Source organism: Erythrobacter sp. S57(2025) (genome assembly GCF_057365055.1).
Map to the genome: position 1 here is coordinate 47,626 of NZ_CP200299.1, position 16,861 is coordinate 64,486.

Sequence of the window (16,861 nt, forward strand, 5' to 3'; positions counted from 1 at the left end):
GGAATGAGCGCAAGCGGACCAAAGGTGCTTTTGGTCGTGGGTGGGGGAATTGCCGCCTACAAATCATGCGAGTTGGTGCGCCTGATCCGAAAAGGAGGCGGTGATGTCACCTGCGTCGTGACTAAAGGCGGGCAGCAATTTGTGACCCCGATGTCACTGGCTGCGCTCAGCGAAAACCAAGTGTACACCTCGCTATTCGATCTCAAGAATGAGGTCGAGATGGGCCATATCGAATTGTCGCGTGAGGCCGACCTTGTGGTTGTGTGCCCGGCAACGGCTGATCTGATGGCGAAAATGGCAGCGGGGATCGCCGATGATCTCGCGACCACTCTGATCCTTGCGACCAACAAGCCGGTCATGGCGGTGCCCGCAATGAATGTAAAAATGTGGGAGCACGCCAGCACTCAGCGCAATGTTGAGACGTTGAACGAAGCCGGTGTCACGGTCCTGCACCCCGATGAGGGCGCGATGGCCTGCGGTGAATTTGGCTATGGCCGCCTGCCAGAACCGAGCGCGATCTGGGCTGCGATTGCTGGACACTTCGGGATCGAAGTTGAAGAACCAGCGCCCGCTCCTGCTCCAGCCAATGACGCGGCAGTCGAAGCGCTCGAACCCGAAGATGACGGCGCTGATGACGGGAGCGCGATTGGCGGCCTTGGTGGCCTTCTTTCCAAGATCATTCCGCGTTCGACCGAGAAACGCAGCGCTGAGGAAATTGATGCAGAGCTCGAAGGTGAGCTGCCAGAAGATGCCGAAGCCGCTGAGCTGATCGAAGAAGAGGATATCGAGTTCAATCCTGACCTCGAAGGATCCCCCTTGGCATCAAAAGGTGCAGGTAAAGCCGCGCCTCCGATTGATCCCGATGCGATCAATCACGAAGTGGATGAGCGGCGGCAGGCTCCGCAAGACGAAGAGGCTGACCTTCACAAGCAGGCGAACGATGATGATGGCGAGGAAGCTGAAGCGCCCGCTGCTAAGAAAGCGGCTGCCAAAGCGGCTGCGCCTGCCAAGGTCGATGTTATCGAAGCGGATGAGGCTGAGATCACCGGGATTGATGCTGGTGACGTAGAGCAATCGCTCGAAGGCAGACATGTCCTCATCACCGCAGGTCCCACTTGGGAATCGATCGATCCGGTGCGGTACATCGCCAATCGTTCGAGCGGGAAACAAGGCTTTGCTATTGCCGCTGCTGCCGCCGCGATGGGGGCAGAGGTAACGTTGGTCGCTGGCCCAGTGGCGCTGAAAACACCGGCGGGCGTGAAGCGCATCGATGTCGAAAGCGCGGAAGAAATGTCGAGCGCGGTCAAACGCGCTCTGCCAGCTGATGCCGCCGTCATGGTCGCAGCGGTCGCGGATTGGCGGCCCAAGGAATATCGCGAAGAGAAGATCAAGAAACGCGGCTCTGCGCCGCCAGCCTTGATGCTGACCGAGAACCCCGACATCCTCACCAATGTTGCAGGCGGGGCCAAGCGCCCTGATCTGGTGGTCGGGTTCGCTGCGGAAACCGACGATGTGCTCGATAACGCCAAGAAGAAACGCAAGCGCAAAGCGTGCGACTGGATCGTCGCCAATGATGTGTCCGGCGATGTGATGGGCGGCGATGACAACCGCGTGCATATTGTCAGCGCGGATGGAGTCGAAAGCCTCGATGAAATGCCCAAGGCTGCCGTTGCAATGGCGTTGATGGAGCGGGTTGCGACCGCACTTGCGGAGATCGAGAAGTGAGCATTCCTGTTGAGGTCAAACGCCTGCCCCATGGCGAGGGCTTGAACCTGCCTGCCTATGCCACCGATGGCGCAGCGGGCATGGATGTGGTGAGCGCCGAAGACGTGACGCTGGCGCCGGGTGCTCGCTATCCTGTGGCAACCGGTCTCGCGCTTGCCATCCCGCACGGATACGAAATTCAGGTCCGCCCGCGCTCAGGCCTCGCGCTCAAACACGGCATCACTGTGCCCAACACCCCCGGCACAATCGACAGCGATTACCGCGGGGAATTGAAAGTGATCCTGATCAATCACGGCGCAGAGGATTTCGTGATTGCGCGCGGTGATAGAGTGGCGCAGCTGGTGCTTGCTCCCGTAGTGCAAGCCGCTTGGCAAGAGGTCGAAGAACTGGACGCAACCGAGCGAGGCGCAGCCGGTTTCGGCTCAACCGGCGGGCACGCTAAGCTTTAGCGATTTGACAAATCTGGCGTTGGCACTGCCTCATAGCGCGGCTGAATACGACGGTGACCACGGACCATCTCATCTATGACTGAGGTGTTCCCTTCTATGCCAAGCTGCGAGGCTCTCTTTTCTGCTCTAGGATCGAGCTCAATCGCCCTCGTCAGCGGTATGACCATATGCTGCGGCCTAGGCTCGTTTGGCAATTCATAAATATAAACTGCGAGCAACTCGCCTTGTCTGGTTTGGATATTGTTTCGCCAACCACAGCCCACCGTTATGAGATTAGTATCGAAGTTGAACTCTGAATACTCAGCCTGACCCATCAAGGTTGCGACCACGCGCCCCCTTTTTGCTTCTCCAGAGAACAGTTGATTTGGAAGCGCCCGACCTGTCGTCTCGCTTACTTCGACCACCAAAAGCGATGAAAATCGCTCCTCCGAATGCCAATGGTCGATAAGCTCCGACAAAGGTGCCGGTCCTCGGCAGGCTTCCGCCACACTTGGCATGGCAAGCGCTAACAGGCTCAGAGGCAACATGAAGAACCGCATCTTTGCAGCGATAAATCACACTAGATGAATATGCCTGAAATCGGGCGAAAAGCGTCAGTTACTCCGCCGCCTCATAGGCAATCGAGCCAGTGTAGCGCCCCGCCGAGGCCACGCCGCGGGCGTCCCTTGCCGGGTCAAACCGGGCGCGGCGTTGCAAGTTGCGGCAGGTGAGAGCGTCGAAATCGCGCGAGCCGCTTGAGGCATTGACGATGCAGTCACCGGGCCGCCCGCGTGCATCCACCACCAGCGTGAACTCAAGCACGCCTCCGTTCCATGTCCCCGGATTGAAACGGTTATAGTCGTTCTGGCGTACCCAGCGCGCTCGGTTGGTAGGCTGCGGATTGCGTGCGAGTGAGGGCTGGGGTGAAGGCGCACTGGCGCGCTCGCTCGTGCTGCGCGTTGCAATGGATGGATTTGGTGCAGGCGCCGATGGAGCCGTATTTCGTGGAGGGGGAGCGGCGGCACGCGGGGCAGGTGCGTTTGCCATACCGATGCGGCCTTGTTCGGCGCATTGTTTGAGCAAGCGAAAGCCCGCCGAGCTGGTTTGCAAAGAGGCTTGCGCGACCGTGATATCGCCGTGCCGAACGCTCATCACGCGAGCCTGGCGGAATGCGGTTTCTATGGCGGACGAATTGCTGAGCGGCGCATACGTCGCTTGCCCAACCAGTCGCGCGGGAAATTCTGCTTCATCAAAAGCGATCACGATATCGCCGACAAAAACCGATGCGCGCGCGGCCTGAACATTGAGAACAGCAGGCGCTCGGCCGGATTGGAAGTAGGCAATGCTTGCGCCGTTCTGTGGTGCGCTGCGCAGCACGCAATTGCGCGGCGATCCCCGCTCCAAAATCGTCCAGCGGCCCAGATCTACATAAACACTTTCGCCAGCGACGCCTTGCGCAGACGCGCCGGCGGGCAGCAGCGATAGGGTGCCCAAGAAAGTCGCAATGCTAGTTTTAAAGATTGAGGGAAATTTCATCATCTTGCTGATGTCCAATGCGATCCTTGCGAGCGCAATTCAAGTCTCGTGAAACCAAAAAGGGCGGCGCTGATCCCTTGCGCCGCCCCTTCCGTCCCATCCAAGGGTAAAGTGGTGTATGGCGCGCGCGGTCTAGTCGACGGCGCGCACGCTTTTGCCGTCTTCGCGGATCGTGATGCGCAGGGTTTCCCCATTGCTGCCCGGGAAGTCGGTAAAGATTGCATCGACAAGGTTCGGCACCAGTTTTTGCAAACGGTTGGACCGTGATGCGGCCTGCGCTTGGCCTTCGAATAGGCGCTCACCGGTGGCGGTGTTGTCGATCTTCAGATCAATATCGCTGACATAGACGGTGTAGCTGCGCACTTCTGGGCCGGCGAGGAAAGGATCGTAGAACCCAAACGCATAGGCGCGGCGATAGCCAAATCCGCCAAATCGACCAAAGGGGCTGAAGAATGGGTCACGGGCAATGCCGGTGCTGCGCACACGTTCACGCCCATTGTCCACACCGTAATCAAACCGCACCAAGAGGTTTGCCAATTCGGGCGTATCAGCCTCGACATAGCCCAATTCGGCCATCTCGGCGGCGACCAGATCGGCGTAAAGCGCGAATTCTAGACCACCTGCAAGTGCGGGGTCATCTGCGACCACAGCGAAACTTTGTCCTTGCGGAGCAGGCAGTTGCGCCTGAAAGCGCGACACGTCGGCCTTAAAGCTGGGCGCGCAAGCGGTCAGGCCAGCAGCGATTGCGGTTACAAGACCAAGCCGGGCAAAGCGGCCTAATGATGGTGATCGTTTGGTCATCTTAGAGGGGGTCATGGCATATCCTTCTCAAAATCGCCAGTTTGCATGCAAAATTTGCACGCTCACACAGTCCATCAGCCATCGGTCGTATCTACCCCTAGCAGCGCGCCAAATATCCACCTTTGGCAACATTAGCCGGTTCAGGCGCATTGCCATACCGGTGACCCATACATGCGACCTATCGCTGCAAGTCTGTCATGCGCCCTCTGGGCTGAACCGTGTTTGAACGCGGATTGGTTGATTGGCTCAACTGCGCACCAGACCCAGCGCTTTGTACGCTGCGTCTAGCGTCGGGAGGCCGCGTTCACGGGCCTGAGCCGCGCCGCGTGCGAGGATGGCATCCAATGCCTCGCGGTCTTGTTTCAGCTCGATAAAGCGGGCGTTGATGGGGGCGAGGGTTTCGACCAGCGCTTCTCCCAAAACTGGTTTGAACGCGCCAAAGCCCTGCCCACCATGTTCGCTGAGCACGCTTTCAATGGCTTTACCGGTGAGAGCCGAGTAGATCGTGACGAGGTTCAATGCTTCGGGGCGATCTTCCAGACCCGCTTTTTCGGATGGCAAAGGCTCTGGATCGGTCTTCGCCTTTTTGACCTTCTTCATGATCGTATCGGCATCATCGACCAGATTGATCCGGCTCATCTCAGATGCGTCAGATTTGCTCATTTTGGCTGAGCCATCGCGCAGGGACATGATCCGTGCAGCTTGCGGCGGAACGATAGGTTCGGGCAGCGTGAAAATGGGCGCGTCTTCTGTTGCGAAATCATTGTTGAACTTTTGCGCAATGTCGCGCGCCAGCTCGAGATGCTGTTTCTGATCCTCGCCCACAGGAACGTGGGTGGCTTGATAAAGGAGCACGTCAGCGGCTTGCAGAGCGGGATAGGTGAACAGTGCGACCGATTGGCCTTCGCGGTTCTTGCCCGCCTTATCCTTCCACTGCGTCATACGGTTGAGCCAGCCCATCCGCGCGGTGCCTGACAGCAACCATTGCAGCTCTGCATGGGCGGGGATTTGCGCTTGGTTGAACAGGATGGAGCGTTCGGGATCAATCCCGCAGGCAACCAAGGCCGCTGTCATCTCCAACGTGCCGGCATGCAAAGCAGCCGGATCATGCGGCAGCGAAATGGCATGAAGGTCAGCAAGGAAGAACAGGCACTCAGACCCATCCTCCATCGCATCCTGCATCGCCACCCAATTGCGGATCGCGCCGAGATAATTCCCGAGATGCAGGTTTCCGGTAGGCTGGATGCCAGAGACGACACGCATGGTAGCTTATACTTTCTTTGTGAGGGCTTGGATGCGGCTTTTGTCGATTGCTCGAAGCGCGAAGGCAAGGCCGAAATAGACGATGGCAGCAGCGCCGACTAGCACGAGCAGGGCGCCGAGACGGGCGAAGAGGCCAGCGGAAAACCAGTCGGTTAGCAGGTCGCGCGCGTAGAACAAGGCTGCGCCCATTGCGGCTGCGGCGAGCACTTGGCGCGCGATCCGCAGCAGCAGCACGAAGGGCATTCGGTAGTAACCCCTCACTGCCAGCACGATCAGCAAGAACACGACATTGATCCATGCGCCGATAACGCTCGCATAGGCGATGCCGGGCACGCCGTATCCCAGCCCGACCAGCTCGAATGTTGGAAGTGGCAGTTCAAACAGCCAGAGATCGAGTGATCCACTCGAAGACATGCCGATATTGAGCACACAGGCCGTGACGAACACGCCCAGCGAGATAAACGCCGCGATCACCGGTGTGCGCGTGTCTGCTCGGGCGTAGAAATTGGGCACCAGCACTTTGACAAGCACGTATGCGGGCAGGCCAATGACAAGTGCCGCGAGCACCTGACCCGTCACCGCCGCGTCAGCGAGATCGAAGCGCCCGCCTTGGAAGATCATGATCACAAACGGCTCAGCGCAAATTGCAAGAGCCACAGCCGCAGGAATCGTGAGCAACATTGAAAGCTCAATCGCGTCGGATTGCAGGCTGGATGCGCGCGTCTCATCCTCTCCGCCGATAAATTTGGAGAGATTGGGAAGGATCGCCGTGGCGAGCGCAATTCCTATAATGCCCAACGGCAATTGGTTCAGCCGGTCGGCATAATTCATATAGCTCACCGAACCATCCTCTAGCTGATTGAGGAAGAACAGCTGCAGCAGCGTGTTGATCTGATAGGCCCCGCCACCAATCGCAGCCGGAAGTGCGATGATCGAAAGGCGCTTCACCTCCGGCGTGATGCGCGGCCAGAGCAGTTTGGGCCGGAAGCCTTCGACACGTACCCAGTAATAGAGCCACGCCAACTGCATGACTCCTGCGCCCGTCACCGCCCATGCAATGCCGTAAGCGATCTGCGTGACGCTCGCGCCAGTGGTGTTCGCAAACCATTCGCCTGTCAGCAGCGCTGTGATCAGCACCAGATTGAGGATGATCGGAAAGCTTGCTCCCGGAGCAAACCGCGACACGGAGTTCAGCATCCCCGTGAACAAAGTCACGAGGCTAACAAGGATGATGTAAGGAAACATGATCCGTGCGAAATCCACCGCGAGCGGATAGGTCTCAGCATCAACCGGCTTTTCGGAAAGCAGCCAGATCACGCCCGGCATCGCGAGCTCGAACACCGCCACAAGCGCGATCAAGACCGGCAGGAAAACACTTAGAACATCGGCGCTGAAGCTTCGCGCTTCTTCTATTCCGCCTTCGCCGTGCAATCGCTTGGAGAACATCGGCACAAAGGCTGCTGAAAACGCACCCTCAGCGAATAGCCTGCGGAACACGTTGGGAATGATGAAGGCCTGAAACCAGGCATCGGTCACAGCATTTGCGCCGAGGACGCGCGCGAAAATCATCTCGCGCGCCATTCCGGCGATCCGGCTCAGCATCGTTAGTGAGCCGATAGTGCCAACGTTTTTGAGCAGGCTCATTGCGTCAGGCCCGCATCACAAACCGCGCTTAGGCGTCGCCTGCAGGCGGAGCAACGTCGCCACCAGCAGCGCCTTCTTGTGCGCGCTTATTCGCAAGCTGCTGCGCATAAAGGCCGTTAAAATCGATTGGATCGACCATTAGCGGTGGGAAGCCTGCATCGCGAACCGCATCCGCGATCACGCGGCGGGCAAACGGGAACAGAATACGCGGAGCTTCGGCAAACAGGAATGCGTGCGCCTGCTCATCGGGGATATTGCGCAGGCCGATAAGGCCGCAATAGCTCAGCTCAATCAGATAGGCAGTGCCTTTCTCCGCTGTTGCCGAGATGTTGATCTTCAGCTCAACTTCGGTGACCTGATCACCCTTTGGCGCGGCACCAATGTTGAACTGAACGTCAATCTGAGGCTGATCAGTCCACTGATACACGTCAGGCGCGTTCGGGTTCTCAACCGACAAATCTTTGACATATTGCGTAATGATCCCGGCGGCAGGCTGATTATCAGCGCCATTTGCGCCAGCGGCAGGATTATCGAGGTTGGTGAGAACGTCGCCTTCGTCGGCCATGGTCGTCTTGTCTTTCTTTAGATTGCTGTTGGGGCCTGCGTTTTGCGAGGATTAATCCGTCACGCGCTACACGAGCCTGTATCAATAGTTCTGCGCGCGCCTAGCAGGGGTGTAGTTGGCCTGCAATGGGGCTGGTTTGACTATCAAGTGAAAGCCACCTGCATATATTTGCGCCGAATGGAAACCGAAATGCCTGTTGGAGAATTGAATTTCATGCCTATTTATGGGACGAACCGCATCCAGCGCAGCGTTCATTCGTAACTTTGGTTGTCTATCTGCTTTAATTGCGCGACAAGATGCGTATCAGGCACGTATGAAGTGCCGGAAAGAAATTAGGGTAATCAAGTGATTGTAGAAATCATCATCCTCGCCATGATCGCAGCCTTTTTGGGGCTGCGCCTCTATTCGGTGCTAGGCCGCCGGGCAGAGCATGAGGAGGAATCGATCCCGCAACGCTTTGATGCCAGCGAAAATGCAGGTGCACCCTCTCCGCTCACACCGCAGGCGGCGCAAACCGCTCCGCAACGCCCCGCTGAACTCGAAGGTGTTATGCCAGCGGTTGAACGCGGCATTCGCGATATTGCAGGCGCTGACCGTGATTTTGACCTAGCGCAATTCATGGAAGGCGCAAAGGGCGCCTATGGAATGGTGCTCGAGGCGTTCTGGGAAGGCGACCGGGATGCGCTGCGTGATCTATGCGATGATGACGTTTTCGAAGGTTTCTCCGCCGCCATCGACGCACGCGAAGAAGCGGGCCACGTGCTTGAGAACAAGCTGATCCGGATCGAAGAAACGCGCATCCACTCCGCGTCGCTCGACAAACGCTTTGCCAGCATCTCTGTGCTGTTCGTTGCCGATATCGCTGCAGTGACGCGCGATAAGGATGGCAACGTGATTGCAGGCTCGCTCGACGATGCGGTTGAAAGCCGCGATGTCTGGACGTTCAGCCGCAATACCGGGTCGAAAGATCCGAACTGGCTGCTCGACGAAACCGACGAAGGGTAATTCCTTGCCAAAAGGGTCGGAAGCGCAATCTGTGATCCGGCTCGATCGGAGAGGGCATGAGGCTCGCTCGCGGCGGTCTTTGGCGTCCGGTGCTGGGCTGCTTGCCTCTGCTTTGCTGGCACTTTCAGGATGCGCCCTGATCCCCAAAGTCGACGCGCCGGTCATTTCGCAGCCCCCCACACCGTCAAGCGCGCTCAGTGCATTGGCAGCGGGCGTGCATGCTGGGCCGTCTATTGCGGGCGAGCGGTTTGGCAGATCGGAATATGTTTTCAGCAATTCGGATGGCGAAGCGGCACTGCGCTCTTTCATCGAAAGCTGCCCAAGGCTCACCTCAAGAGAGGATCAGACCGGGCTAACTCAGCCGTCAGACTGGCAGGAGGCTTGCGAAAAAGCCCCTGAAAATGCGGGCACGGCTGACACGTTCTTCATGTCCTATTTCAGCACTGTGATTGTCGGTGATGGCAATGCCTTTGCGACCGGCTATTTTGAGCCTGAGATTGCGGGAAGTCGAAGCCCGCGCCCCGGCTATGTGCCCGTTTACGGCATGCCGCGCGATCTGGAACGCGGCTGGCCTGACAATGTCCCACGATCAGAACGAACTGGCCGCGCGCCGCTATCGCGAAAATTGCCCGACGGTTCTTACGTGCCCTATTTTGATCGCACCGCAATTGAAGAAGGCGCGTTAGAAGGGCGCGCCCCGGTCCTTGGCTATGCCGCTGATCCGGTTGAATTCTTCTTCCTACAGATCCAGGGCTCTGGCCGTATCCGTACAGAGACGGGCGAGGTTATTCGCATCGGTTATGCCGGGCAAAATGGTCACAGCTACACTGGCATTGGCGGTGTGATGCGTGAGCGCGGTCTATTGGGCGATGGGCCGGGGCAATATTCTGGGTCCATGCAGGGGATCATGGCATATATCCGCGAAAACCCGCGCGAAGGCCGCGACCTGATGCGTCTCAACAAAAGCTGGGTGTTCTTCCGTGAGCTGACAGGCGATGGTCCGCTCGGCTCCATCGGTGTGCCGGTGCGCGGCGAAAGCTCGGTCGCGGTTGATCCGCGCTTTGTGCCCTATGGCGCCCCCGTATTCCTCGATCTGGACCGCGATATCGCCGATGGTCTGTGGATCGCGCAGGATACAGGCGGTGCGATCAAGGGCGCGAACCGCTTCGACACGTTTTGGGGCGCAGGCGCGAATGCGCGTGAGATCGCAGGCGGGATGAGCGGGCGCGGGCAGGCATTGATCCTGCTGCCACGGCGCGCCGTTCGCCGACTAACCGCTGACCAATGAGCATTCCGAGGGGGCTCAGTAGCGAGGAGCAGGCCGCCTGGGCGCGGCTTGCGCATAGCGTCACGCCAATTGCCGGGCGCGCTATGCCGGGCCTTCCGGAAAAGGCCGAGCACACGCCCGCACCTCCGGCAAGAGCTCCGGTCAAGAAACCACCGCGCAGGGTGATGCAGCCGCGGCCAGAGCCAGTGGCCCCGCGTCCAAGCGTCGCGAAGAGAGCGTTCAATTCGCAATTGGATTCGCATTGGAACCGCAAGTTGAAAGCAGGGCAGATCGCACCTGACTACACGCTCGATCTGCATGGCCACACGCTCGATGGAGCCTATTCCCGCATCATGAGCGGGGTGGATCAAGCGCGCGCAATGGGCGCGCGGGTCGTGCTGGTAATCGCCGGGCGAGAGCGGCCCGTTGATCCAGCGGATCGTGGGCATAAACGCGGAGCAATCCGAGCAAAGCTGCTCGATTGGCTTGCCGCAAGCCACCATGCCGATGCAATTGCTGCGGTGCGCCGCGCGCATATCCGCCATGGAGGTGAGGGCGCGCTTTATCTGGTGCTGAAGCGAACGCGCTAAACAAAACGGCGCCGGGATCGCTCCCGACGCCGCCTCTTTACCGCGAATGGCGTGTCGCAAAACCGCGCCAATTCGCTTCAGAGGATAAAGGCGCAGCTCACCAGAACAGCCACACATTCATCAACCGACCAGGCAGTGCCATGCTCACAATACCGGGGATCATCAGCGCGCCGAGATACAGGCTCAGGATTTCTTTCTTGTGCCCCTTCATATCCCCCCGGCGAGCGGTCGCGATCAGCTTGTAAGAGGCAATCAGCGTCATTGGCACGAAGATGTGGATCGGGCTCACATGGAAGTCCAATCCGCCGCCATATTTGATGAAGCAGGATGAAATAGCCGTCGTCACCATCAGGGCGACCCATAGTTTGCCGAGCTGCTTGTGCCACTTGGTTCCCTTTGGTGCGAGCAGCAGATAGCCGCCCAATGGGATCGCCGGGATCACGGTTGCAACGTGAAAGACGATCGCGAGGTCACGCGTGTTTGGGTGGCTGGGCGCAAAGCCGGCAAAGCCCCGGATCAACGCATAAGCCACAGCAAGCGTCATGGCGGTCGCCGCGATCATCACAATTGCGCGGGTTCGCGGAGTGATATCGAAGCTGGGCTTGGCTTGAGGCTTTGCGATTTCCTTCACGAAATCAAAAGGTGCCTGAAGGATGCGGGCCAAAGGTGATTTAGGCGATGAATTGGCGGTCAATACGGTCATGGGTCTGGTGCTCCTGACGGGTTGTTTCGTTTGCGATGAACCCACAATGCCGCCTGCCCATTCGCCAGCAACACGATCTGCGTATTTGGGCTTGGATGTGCGTGAACGGGCGTGAAAACGGCGCAATTGCTGGGCTTTGCCACTTTACGAAGCGCGAATGGGCAGGCATTTGTCATGCCATGCAGGGCGAAAACAGCGAAGTGGCAGGACAAGCAAAAGGATTGAGCCCGCGCGCGGCATTCTGGCGCAGCACGCTCAGCGATCTGGCGATCATGACAGTGATCGGCGTGTTTCTGGCGGTTCTCGGCCCGTTCGGTTCGATTGGGCAGCCGCTCGGTATCAGGCTTATCACCTGGCTGACCTTCGCCTATCTTGGCTACGCGATCTATTCGCCGATGGGGTATTTTGTGGATCGGCTGCATGACGCGCTCGATCTGCCTGTCCTGCCGCTTTGGATAGGCGCTGCAGCGATCGCGACGGTGCCGATGACCACGGCGATCTACTTTGTCCAATTCATGCCCAGCTGGCCTCCGCTCCCTTCGTTGAATGAGGCGCTCACCAGCTATTTCTATGTTTTTGTGATCGGGGGCGGGGTGACGCTCCTGTTCAACTTTATTGGCCCGCGTGCCAGCAAAGCGCGGGCGAAGGAGGCAGGAATAGAGGACCGCGTGGAAGCCGCTGTGATTGAACAGAGTGTGCCTGTGCAAACGATGGAAAAACCGCCCACGGTAGAAATCGGTAATCCGCTGATCGACCAGCTTCCGGCAGAACTGGGCAGCGATGTCATCGCGTTGCAAATGGAGGACCATTATGTGCGCGTCCACACGGCGCTTGGCTCAGATCTGGTGCTGATGCGGCTGCGCGATGCGATGGTTCACTTGACCGAGATCGAGGGGCGTCAGGTTCACCGCAGCTGGTGGGTCGCGCGCCTCGCGGTCGAGGATGTGAAGCGCGAGGGCCGCAATGTGCGGTTGGTGCTAACGGGCGGGGTTGAGGCTCCGGTCAGTCGCGCACAGGTGAGTGAATTGAAAGCGGTGGGCTGGATTTAAGCGTCTTTGTGGAAGCCAAGCTTGTTCTTGAGCCATACTAACGCTGCTCCCACGAGCGCAAAGAATACCGCCAAGCCAGCATTGTTGATGAGGAACTGCGTCCAGCCAAGGCTCGGCAGATCGACGAAGAAATAGGCGTAGAACCCTGTCACTTCTCCCAATACGAAAGCGAAGGCGCCATAGGTCAAGGGAGGCACCATAATCACTGGGATTAGCGCTTTGATGTTGCGCGTGGGCGGCGTGAAGCGTAGCCACCATAGGATCGTAAGCAGGGGTACGATTGTGTGGTGAGCTTGATTGGTCACTCGGTCGAGGCCCACAGGGTGATGCTCGCCTGACAGCAAACCCCAATAAATCCCGCCGATAATTGCAAGCGCTGTGGCCAAAGCTGCCATCACACTGCGTGGAACATCTTTGCCGAACATAGCGAGGCTCATCACAATACAAGCGGCGATGTTGCCCCAAATGGTGAAATACCGCAGCAGAAAGCCCAAATTCTCGAAATAGCTCCATTCACCCAGAGCTGGCTGAACAAGTAGCGCGATTATCCCGCAGCCCGCGATCCATGCAGCGGTCGCACGTTTGGCTGGGTAGGGTGTTGCCAACTTTGCTAAAGATGGGCTTGTTTCCATTTTCGCCTCTTGCGTCAAGCCAGCCGCCACACGCAAACGAAAAAGCCCCCGGCATCTCCTTCGATGGATAGGAGCAGCCGGGGGCCTCTTGCGACCCTGGCCTGGAACAGTGCGGCCAGGGTGGGGGGCTTGTTCAGTTAGACGCCATAACAGGCGTCAAAACGGTCAGCGTTCATGACTTTGACCCAAGCGGCTACGAAGTCGTGTACGAACTTCTCCTCCGCGCCAGCCTCGGCATAGACTTCGGCCTGAGCGCGCAATTGCGAGTTTGAGCCGAAGACGAGATCGGTGCGCGTCGCGGTGAAGCGTGTCTCACCAGTCTTGCGATCGGTGCCGACATATTCCTCGTCACCGCTGCCATCGACCGGGGTCCACTTGGTGCTCATGTCGAGCAGATTGGTGAAGAAGTCCGGTGTCAGCTGGCCAACGCGGCTGGTGAAGATGCCATGCTTGGTGTTGCCAGCATTGGCACCCAGAGCGCGCATGCCGCCAACCAGAACGGTCAGTTCAGGGATCGAAAGGCCCAGCAAATGCGCCTTGTCGATCAGCATGTCTTCGGTGCGTACGTTCGCTTTGGTCTTGAGGTAGTTGCGGAAGCCATCTGCAAATGGCTCCAGCGGTTCAAAGCTTTCGGCATCGGTGTGCTCGTCAGCGCAATCGCCGCGTCCACTAAGGAACGGAACGGTCACGTTAAAGCCTGCATCGCTTGCTGCTTTCTCAACTGCAGCAGAGCCAGCCAGCACGATAGCGTCAGCCATGCTGAGGTCACCGCGATGATCGCTGATTACGCCCAGAACCTTGCTCAGTTCGTCTGGATCGTTGGCTTTCCAATCCTTTTGCGGAGCTTGCGTCACACGCGCGCCATTGGCACCGCCACGGTGGTCTGAGTTGCGATAGGTTGAGGCCGAAGCCCAAGCCGCCTTCACAAGCTCACTCACCGACAGGCCAGAGCCGAGGATCGCGGATTTGAAGCGCGAAACTTCGGCATCTGATGGCGTTGAACCAGCAGGAACAGGATCCATCCAGATCAGCGTTTCTTCGGGAACTTCCGGACCCTGATAGCGGATTTTTGGACCCATATCGCGGTGGCACAGTTTGAACCATGCACGCGCAAATGCGTCGTCCAGTTGTTCTGGGTTGGCAAGGAAGCGTTCCGAGATCTTGCGATAATCCGGGTCCATCTTGAGCGCCATATCGGCGGTAGTCATCATGGTCGGAACCTTCTTCGAAGGATCGCGGGCATCGGGTGCCATGTCTTCTTCAGACTGGTTAACCGGCTGCCATTGCTGCGCGCCAGCAGGGCTTTGCACCAGTTCATAGTCATATTTGAACAGCAGGCGGAAATAGTCGTGGCTCCACGATGTCGGATTGTTAGACCAGCTGCCTTCGATCCCTGACGTGGTGATGTTGCCAGCTGCGATTTCTTCCTCATCGTTCAGCCAGCCAAAACCCTGAAGTTGGAGGGTCTCACTTTCAGGTGCACCGCCAAACGTATCGGCAGGAGCTGCACCATGCGCTTTGCCAAAGGCGTGGCCGCCAGCCGTCAGCGCAACCGTTTCCTCGTCATTCATCGCCATGCGGGCGAAGGTTTCACGCATGTCGCGCGCGCTTTCCAGCGGATCAGGATTGCCGCCTGGGCCTTCTGGATTCACGTAAATGAGACCCATCTGGATCGCCGCGAGTGGGTTTTCCAGCGCCATGCCTTCTTTGGGCTGGATGCGGGTGGCGACACCTTCGTTCACCCACTGCTCTTCAGTGCCCCAATATACGCTCTCGGGCTCGTAGACGTCAGCGCGTCCACCGCCAAAGCCAAACACGGGACCACCCATGCTTTCGATGGCTACGTTACCGGTCAGGACGAACAGGTCAGCCCAACTGATTTGCTTGCCGTATTTCTGTTTGATCGGCCAAAGCAGGCGGCGGGCTTTGTCGAGGTTGCCGTTATCCGGCCAGCTGTTGAGCGGAGCAAAGCGCTGTTGGCCGGAGCCTGCGCCACCGCGGCCATCGCCCGTGCGGTAAGTACCCGCAGCGTGCCACGCCATGCGGATGAAGAACGGGCCATAGTGACCATAATCGGCTGGCCACCAATCTTGGCTGTCGGTCATCAAAGCGGTCAGGTCAGCTTTGAGCGCCGCATAATCAATTGTGTTGAACGCCGCGACATAGTCAAAGTCTTCGCCATAGGGATTAGCGGACTTGCCTTCTTCGGTCAGGATGTCGAGCTGAGTTGCCTCCGGCCACCAATCCTTGTTCGTACGGCCTAGCAGTGTGCGCATGCCTCCATCAGCGTGGAAGGGGCAGCCGCCGCTCATTTCACCAGTCTTCGCGTCCATTGGGGATCTCCTAATTCTCTCTCATCAGCTCATGGGACTCGGGGATTAGCCGAGTGCGATGACAGGAGAATGATGGAAACCCGCTAATCAGTCCAATCGATTAATTAGGCGGTATTGATTGAGAGAGACGATTAGTCGTTGGGCCGGTGCTGATGCAGGTTCAGGCGGGTTTGGCTGCAGGCTTATCCTGCCGCTCGGCCGTCTCATCACCATGACGAAAATCTGCAGACATCCGAAGGAAACGCTTTTCAAAAAGGTGATAGGAAAGCGGCGCGACCACGCACAGCAGCAACAGGCCCAGTCCCGGATTGAGCGGCCACAATTGCCCCTCTGCCCGCCCTGGTCCGGTCGCGAGGAAGAACCCCTGCCACATATAAAGCCCGTAAGAAATCTTACCGGTGTAAGCGAGCGGCGCATATTCGAGCGCGCGCACAATGCGCCCATGCTGATTATGGTACACCCAGCACACCAGCAGCACCGCGCCTGCCACGCGCAAAGTCTCATCCAGTGGTTTCGGCAACAGCCCTATCACCAGTGAATGCAGGAACAGTGCCGCCGCGAGCCACAGCGCCGCGCGCGAGGCGAGAAACGCGTTAGCACGGGCATAACTCGCCCCGTTCACAACTATCGCCGCCGCACATCCCAGAGCGATCCAAGAGCCTGCAAAGATGCTCCACCGGGCAAGGAAATAGGCTGAGTTCAAATCTTCAATCCGCAAACAGATTGCAAGCACGGTGAGACTTATGGCCGTCCCGATCAGCAAGTGCCTCAGCGCCCGGCCATAGGAAAAGCGGTAAATCAGCAGCAAAGCCGCCGGCCAGATGATGTAGAAATGCTCCTCAACCGAAAGCGACCATGTGTGCCCAAGGATCGAGGAATACCATTCGCGTGGGATAAAACTTGTGTTGAAGGTCGCTGCAAAGATCAGCGAAGGCGTGCTTGCAACAGGCCAGACATAGACATCAACAAACCACGTCAGCACCACGCATAGGAAATAGAGCGGCAGGATACGAAAGGCGCGGCGGATATAGAAGTTCTTGAGCGAAACCGTACCGCTTGCCTCATGTTCTTTGATCAGCAGGCTGGTGATGAGAAAGCCGGACAGCACGAAGAATATCTGCACACCCGTCGTGCCCGAGATAATCGGAGCCGCCCGCTCAGCCAGCCAGCCAGCATGTTGCGCGGTGGTGTAAATGCCAAGATGCGTGAGAATGACGAAGATCACAGACGCAGCACGCAGCCCGTCAAATCCCTTGATCTTAGTCATGTGGCAACTCCCCACCCTTAGCGAATGGATGGGCCTAGCGCGAACATGGTTAC

General features: G+C 58.2%; 16 protein-coding genes. 6 read left to right on the plus strand and 10 right to left on the minus strand.

Annotated elements, in window-relative coordinates:
* Positions 1-3: 3 nt before the first annotated feature.
* Together AC0V6N_RS00260 and dut are read left to right on the plus strand one after the other, a co-directional pair.
* Positions 4-1,725 (plus strand): bifunctional phosphopantothenoylcysteine decarboxylase/phosphopantothenate synthase, encoded by a 1,722-nt coding sequence (locus AC0V6N_RS00260; protein WP_486169590.1) that lies wholly within the window; start codon positions 4-6, stop codon positions 1,723-1,725.
* Positions 1,722-2,174, plus strand: coding sequence for a dUTP diphosphatase (gene dut / locus AC0V6N_RS00265; RefSeq protein WP_486169591.1), 453 nt, complete (start codon positions 1,722-1,724; stop codon positions 2,172-2,174). The genes AC0V6N_RS00260 and dut overlap by 4 nt, the downstream gene beginning before the upstream one ends.
* Here dut and AC0V6N_RS00270 read toward each other — a convergent pair.
* From AC0V6N_RS00270 to secB, 6 genes are all read right to left on the minus strand, one after another.
* Positions 2,171-2,713, minus strand: coding sequence for a hypothetical protein (locus AC0V6N_RS00270; protein WP_486169592.1), 543 nt, complete (start codon positions 2,711-2,713; stop codon positions 2,171-2,173). The two genes, dut and AC0V6N_RS00270, sit on opposite strands and share 4 nt — an antisense overlap.
* A gap of 58 nt (positions 2,714-2,771) precedes the next feature.
* Positions 2,772-3,692, minus strand: a complete 921-nt coding sequence (locus tag AC0V6N_RS00275; RefSeq protein WP_486169593.1) for an energy transducer TonB — start codon at positions 3,690-3,692, stop codon at positions 2,772-2,774.
* Between the two features lie 129 nt (positions 3,693-3,821).
* Positions 3,822-4,505, minus strand: a complete 684-nt coding sequence (locus AC0V6N_RS00280; protein ID WP_486169594.1) for a DUF4136 domain-containing protein — start codon at positions 4,503-4,505, stop codon at positions 3,822-3,824.
* 231 nt (positions 4,506-4,736) lie between these two features.
* A complete protein-coding gene (trpS, locus tag AC0V6N_RS00285) occupies positions 4,737-5,753 on the minus strand; it encodes a tryptophan--tRNA ligase (RefSeq protein ID WP_486169595.1) in 1,017 nt (338 codons plus the stop codon).
* A 6-nt stretch (positions 5,754-5,759) separates the two neighbouring features.
* Complete coding sequence (gene murJ / locus AC0V6N_RS00290; protein ID WP_486169596.1) at positions 5,760-7,397, minus strand: murein biosynthesis integral membrane protein MurJ; 1,638 nt, start codon at positions 7,395-7,397, stop codon at positions 5,760-5,762.
* Between the two features lie 28 nt (positions 7,398-7,425).
* On the minus strand, positions 7,426-7,962 hold the full coding sequence (gene secB, locus AC0V6N_RS00295; RefSeq protein WP_486169597.1) for a protein-export chaperone SecB: 537 nt from the start codon (positions 7,960-7,962) through the stop codon (positions 7,426-7,428).
* 345 nt (positions 7,963-8,307) lie between these two features.
* Here secB and AC0V6N_RS00300 point away from each other — a divergent pair, with 345 nt between their 5' ends.
* The 3 genes from AC0V6N_RS00300 to AC0V6N_RS00310 are packed head-to-tail and all read left to right on the plus strand — an operon-like array spanning position 8,308 to position 10,824.
* The gene (locus AC0V6N_RS00300) at positions 8,308-8,967 is read left to right on the plus strand and encodes a Tim44/TimA family putative adaptor protein (RefSeq protein WP_486169598.1); all 660 of its coding nucleotides are present in this window, start codon (positions 8,308-8,310) and stop codon (positions 8,965-8,967) included.
* Between the two features lie 4 nt (positions 8,968-8,971).
* The gene (gene mltA / locus AC0V6N_RS00305) at positions 8,972-10,255 is read left to right on the plus strand and encodes a murein transglycosylase A (protein WP_486169599.1); all 1,284 of its coding nucleotides are present in this window, start codon (positions 8,972-8,974) and stop codon (positions 10,253-10,255) included.
* Positions 10,252-10,824 carry a Smr/MutS family protein gene (locus AC0V6N_RS00310; RefSeq protein ID WP_486169600.1) on the plus strand — a complete coding sequence of 191 codons (573 nt, stop codon included), beginning with the start codon at positions 10,252-10,254 and terminating at the stop codon, positions 10,822-10,824. The genes mltA and AC0V6N_RS00310 overlap by 4 nt, the downstream gene beginning before the upstream one ends.
* 97 nt (positions 10,825-10,921) lie before the next feature.
* Here the strand turns inward: AC0V6N_RS00310 and AC0V6N_RS00315 are convergent, their stop codons facing one another.
* Positions 10,922-11,527, minus strand: coding sequence for a DUF2306 domain-containing protein (locus tag AC0V6N_RS00315; protein ID WP_486169601.1), 606 nt, complete (start codon positions 11,525-11,527; stop codon positions 10,922-10,924).
* Positions 11,528-11,562: 35 nt separating this feature from the next.
* On the opposite strand from AC0V6N_RS00315, the gene AC0V6N_RS00320 reads away from it, so the two are divergent.
* Entirely contained in the window at positions 11,563-12,576 is a 1,014-nt protein-coding gene (locus AC0V6N_RS00320) for a LytTR family DNA-binding domain-containing protein (protein ID WP_486169602.1), read from the plus strand.
* Here the strand turns inward: AC0V6N_RS00320 and AC0V6N_RS00325 are convergent.
* The 3 genes from AC0V6N_RS00325 to AC0V6N_RS00335 all read right to left on the minus strand — a co-directional run bounded on the left by AC0V6N_RS00325 (position 12,573) and on the right by AC0V6N_RS00335 (position 16,808).
* Positions 12,573-13,208: a Pr6Pr family membrane protein gene (locus AC0V6N_RS00325; RefSeq protein ID WP_486169603.1), complete on the minus strand. Its 636-nt coding sequence runs from the start codon at positions 13,206-13,208 to the stop codon at positions 12,573-12,575. The genes AC0V6N_RS00320 and AC0V6N_RS00325 overlap by 4 nt on opposite strands.
* A gap of 137 nt (positions 13,209-13,345) precedes the next feature.
* A complete protein-coding gene (gene katG / locus AC0V6N_RS00330) occupies positions 13,346-15,541 on the minus strand; it encodes a catalase/peroxidase HPI (RefSeq protein ID WP_486169604.1) in 2,196 nt (731 codons plus the stop codon).
* A 160-nt stretch (positions 15,542-15,701) separates the two neighbouring features.
* Positions 15,702-16,808: an acyltransferase family protein gene (locus AC0V6N_RS00335; protein ID WP_486169605.1), complete on the minus strand. Its 1,107-nt coding sequence runs from the start codon at positions 16,806-16,808 to the stop codon at positions 15,702-15,704.
* Positions 16,809-16,861 lie beyond the last annotated feature (53 nt).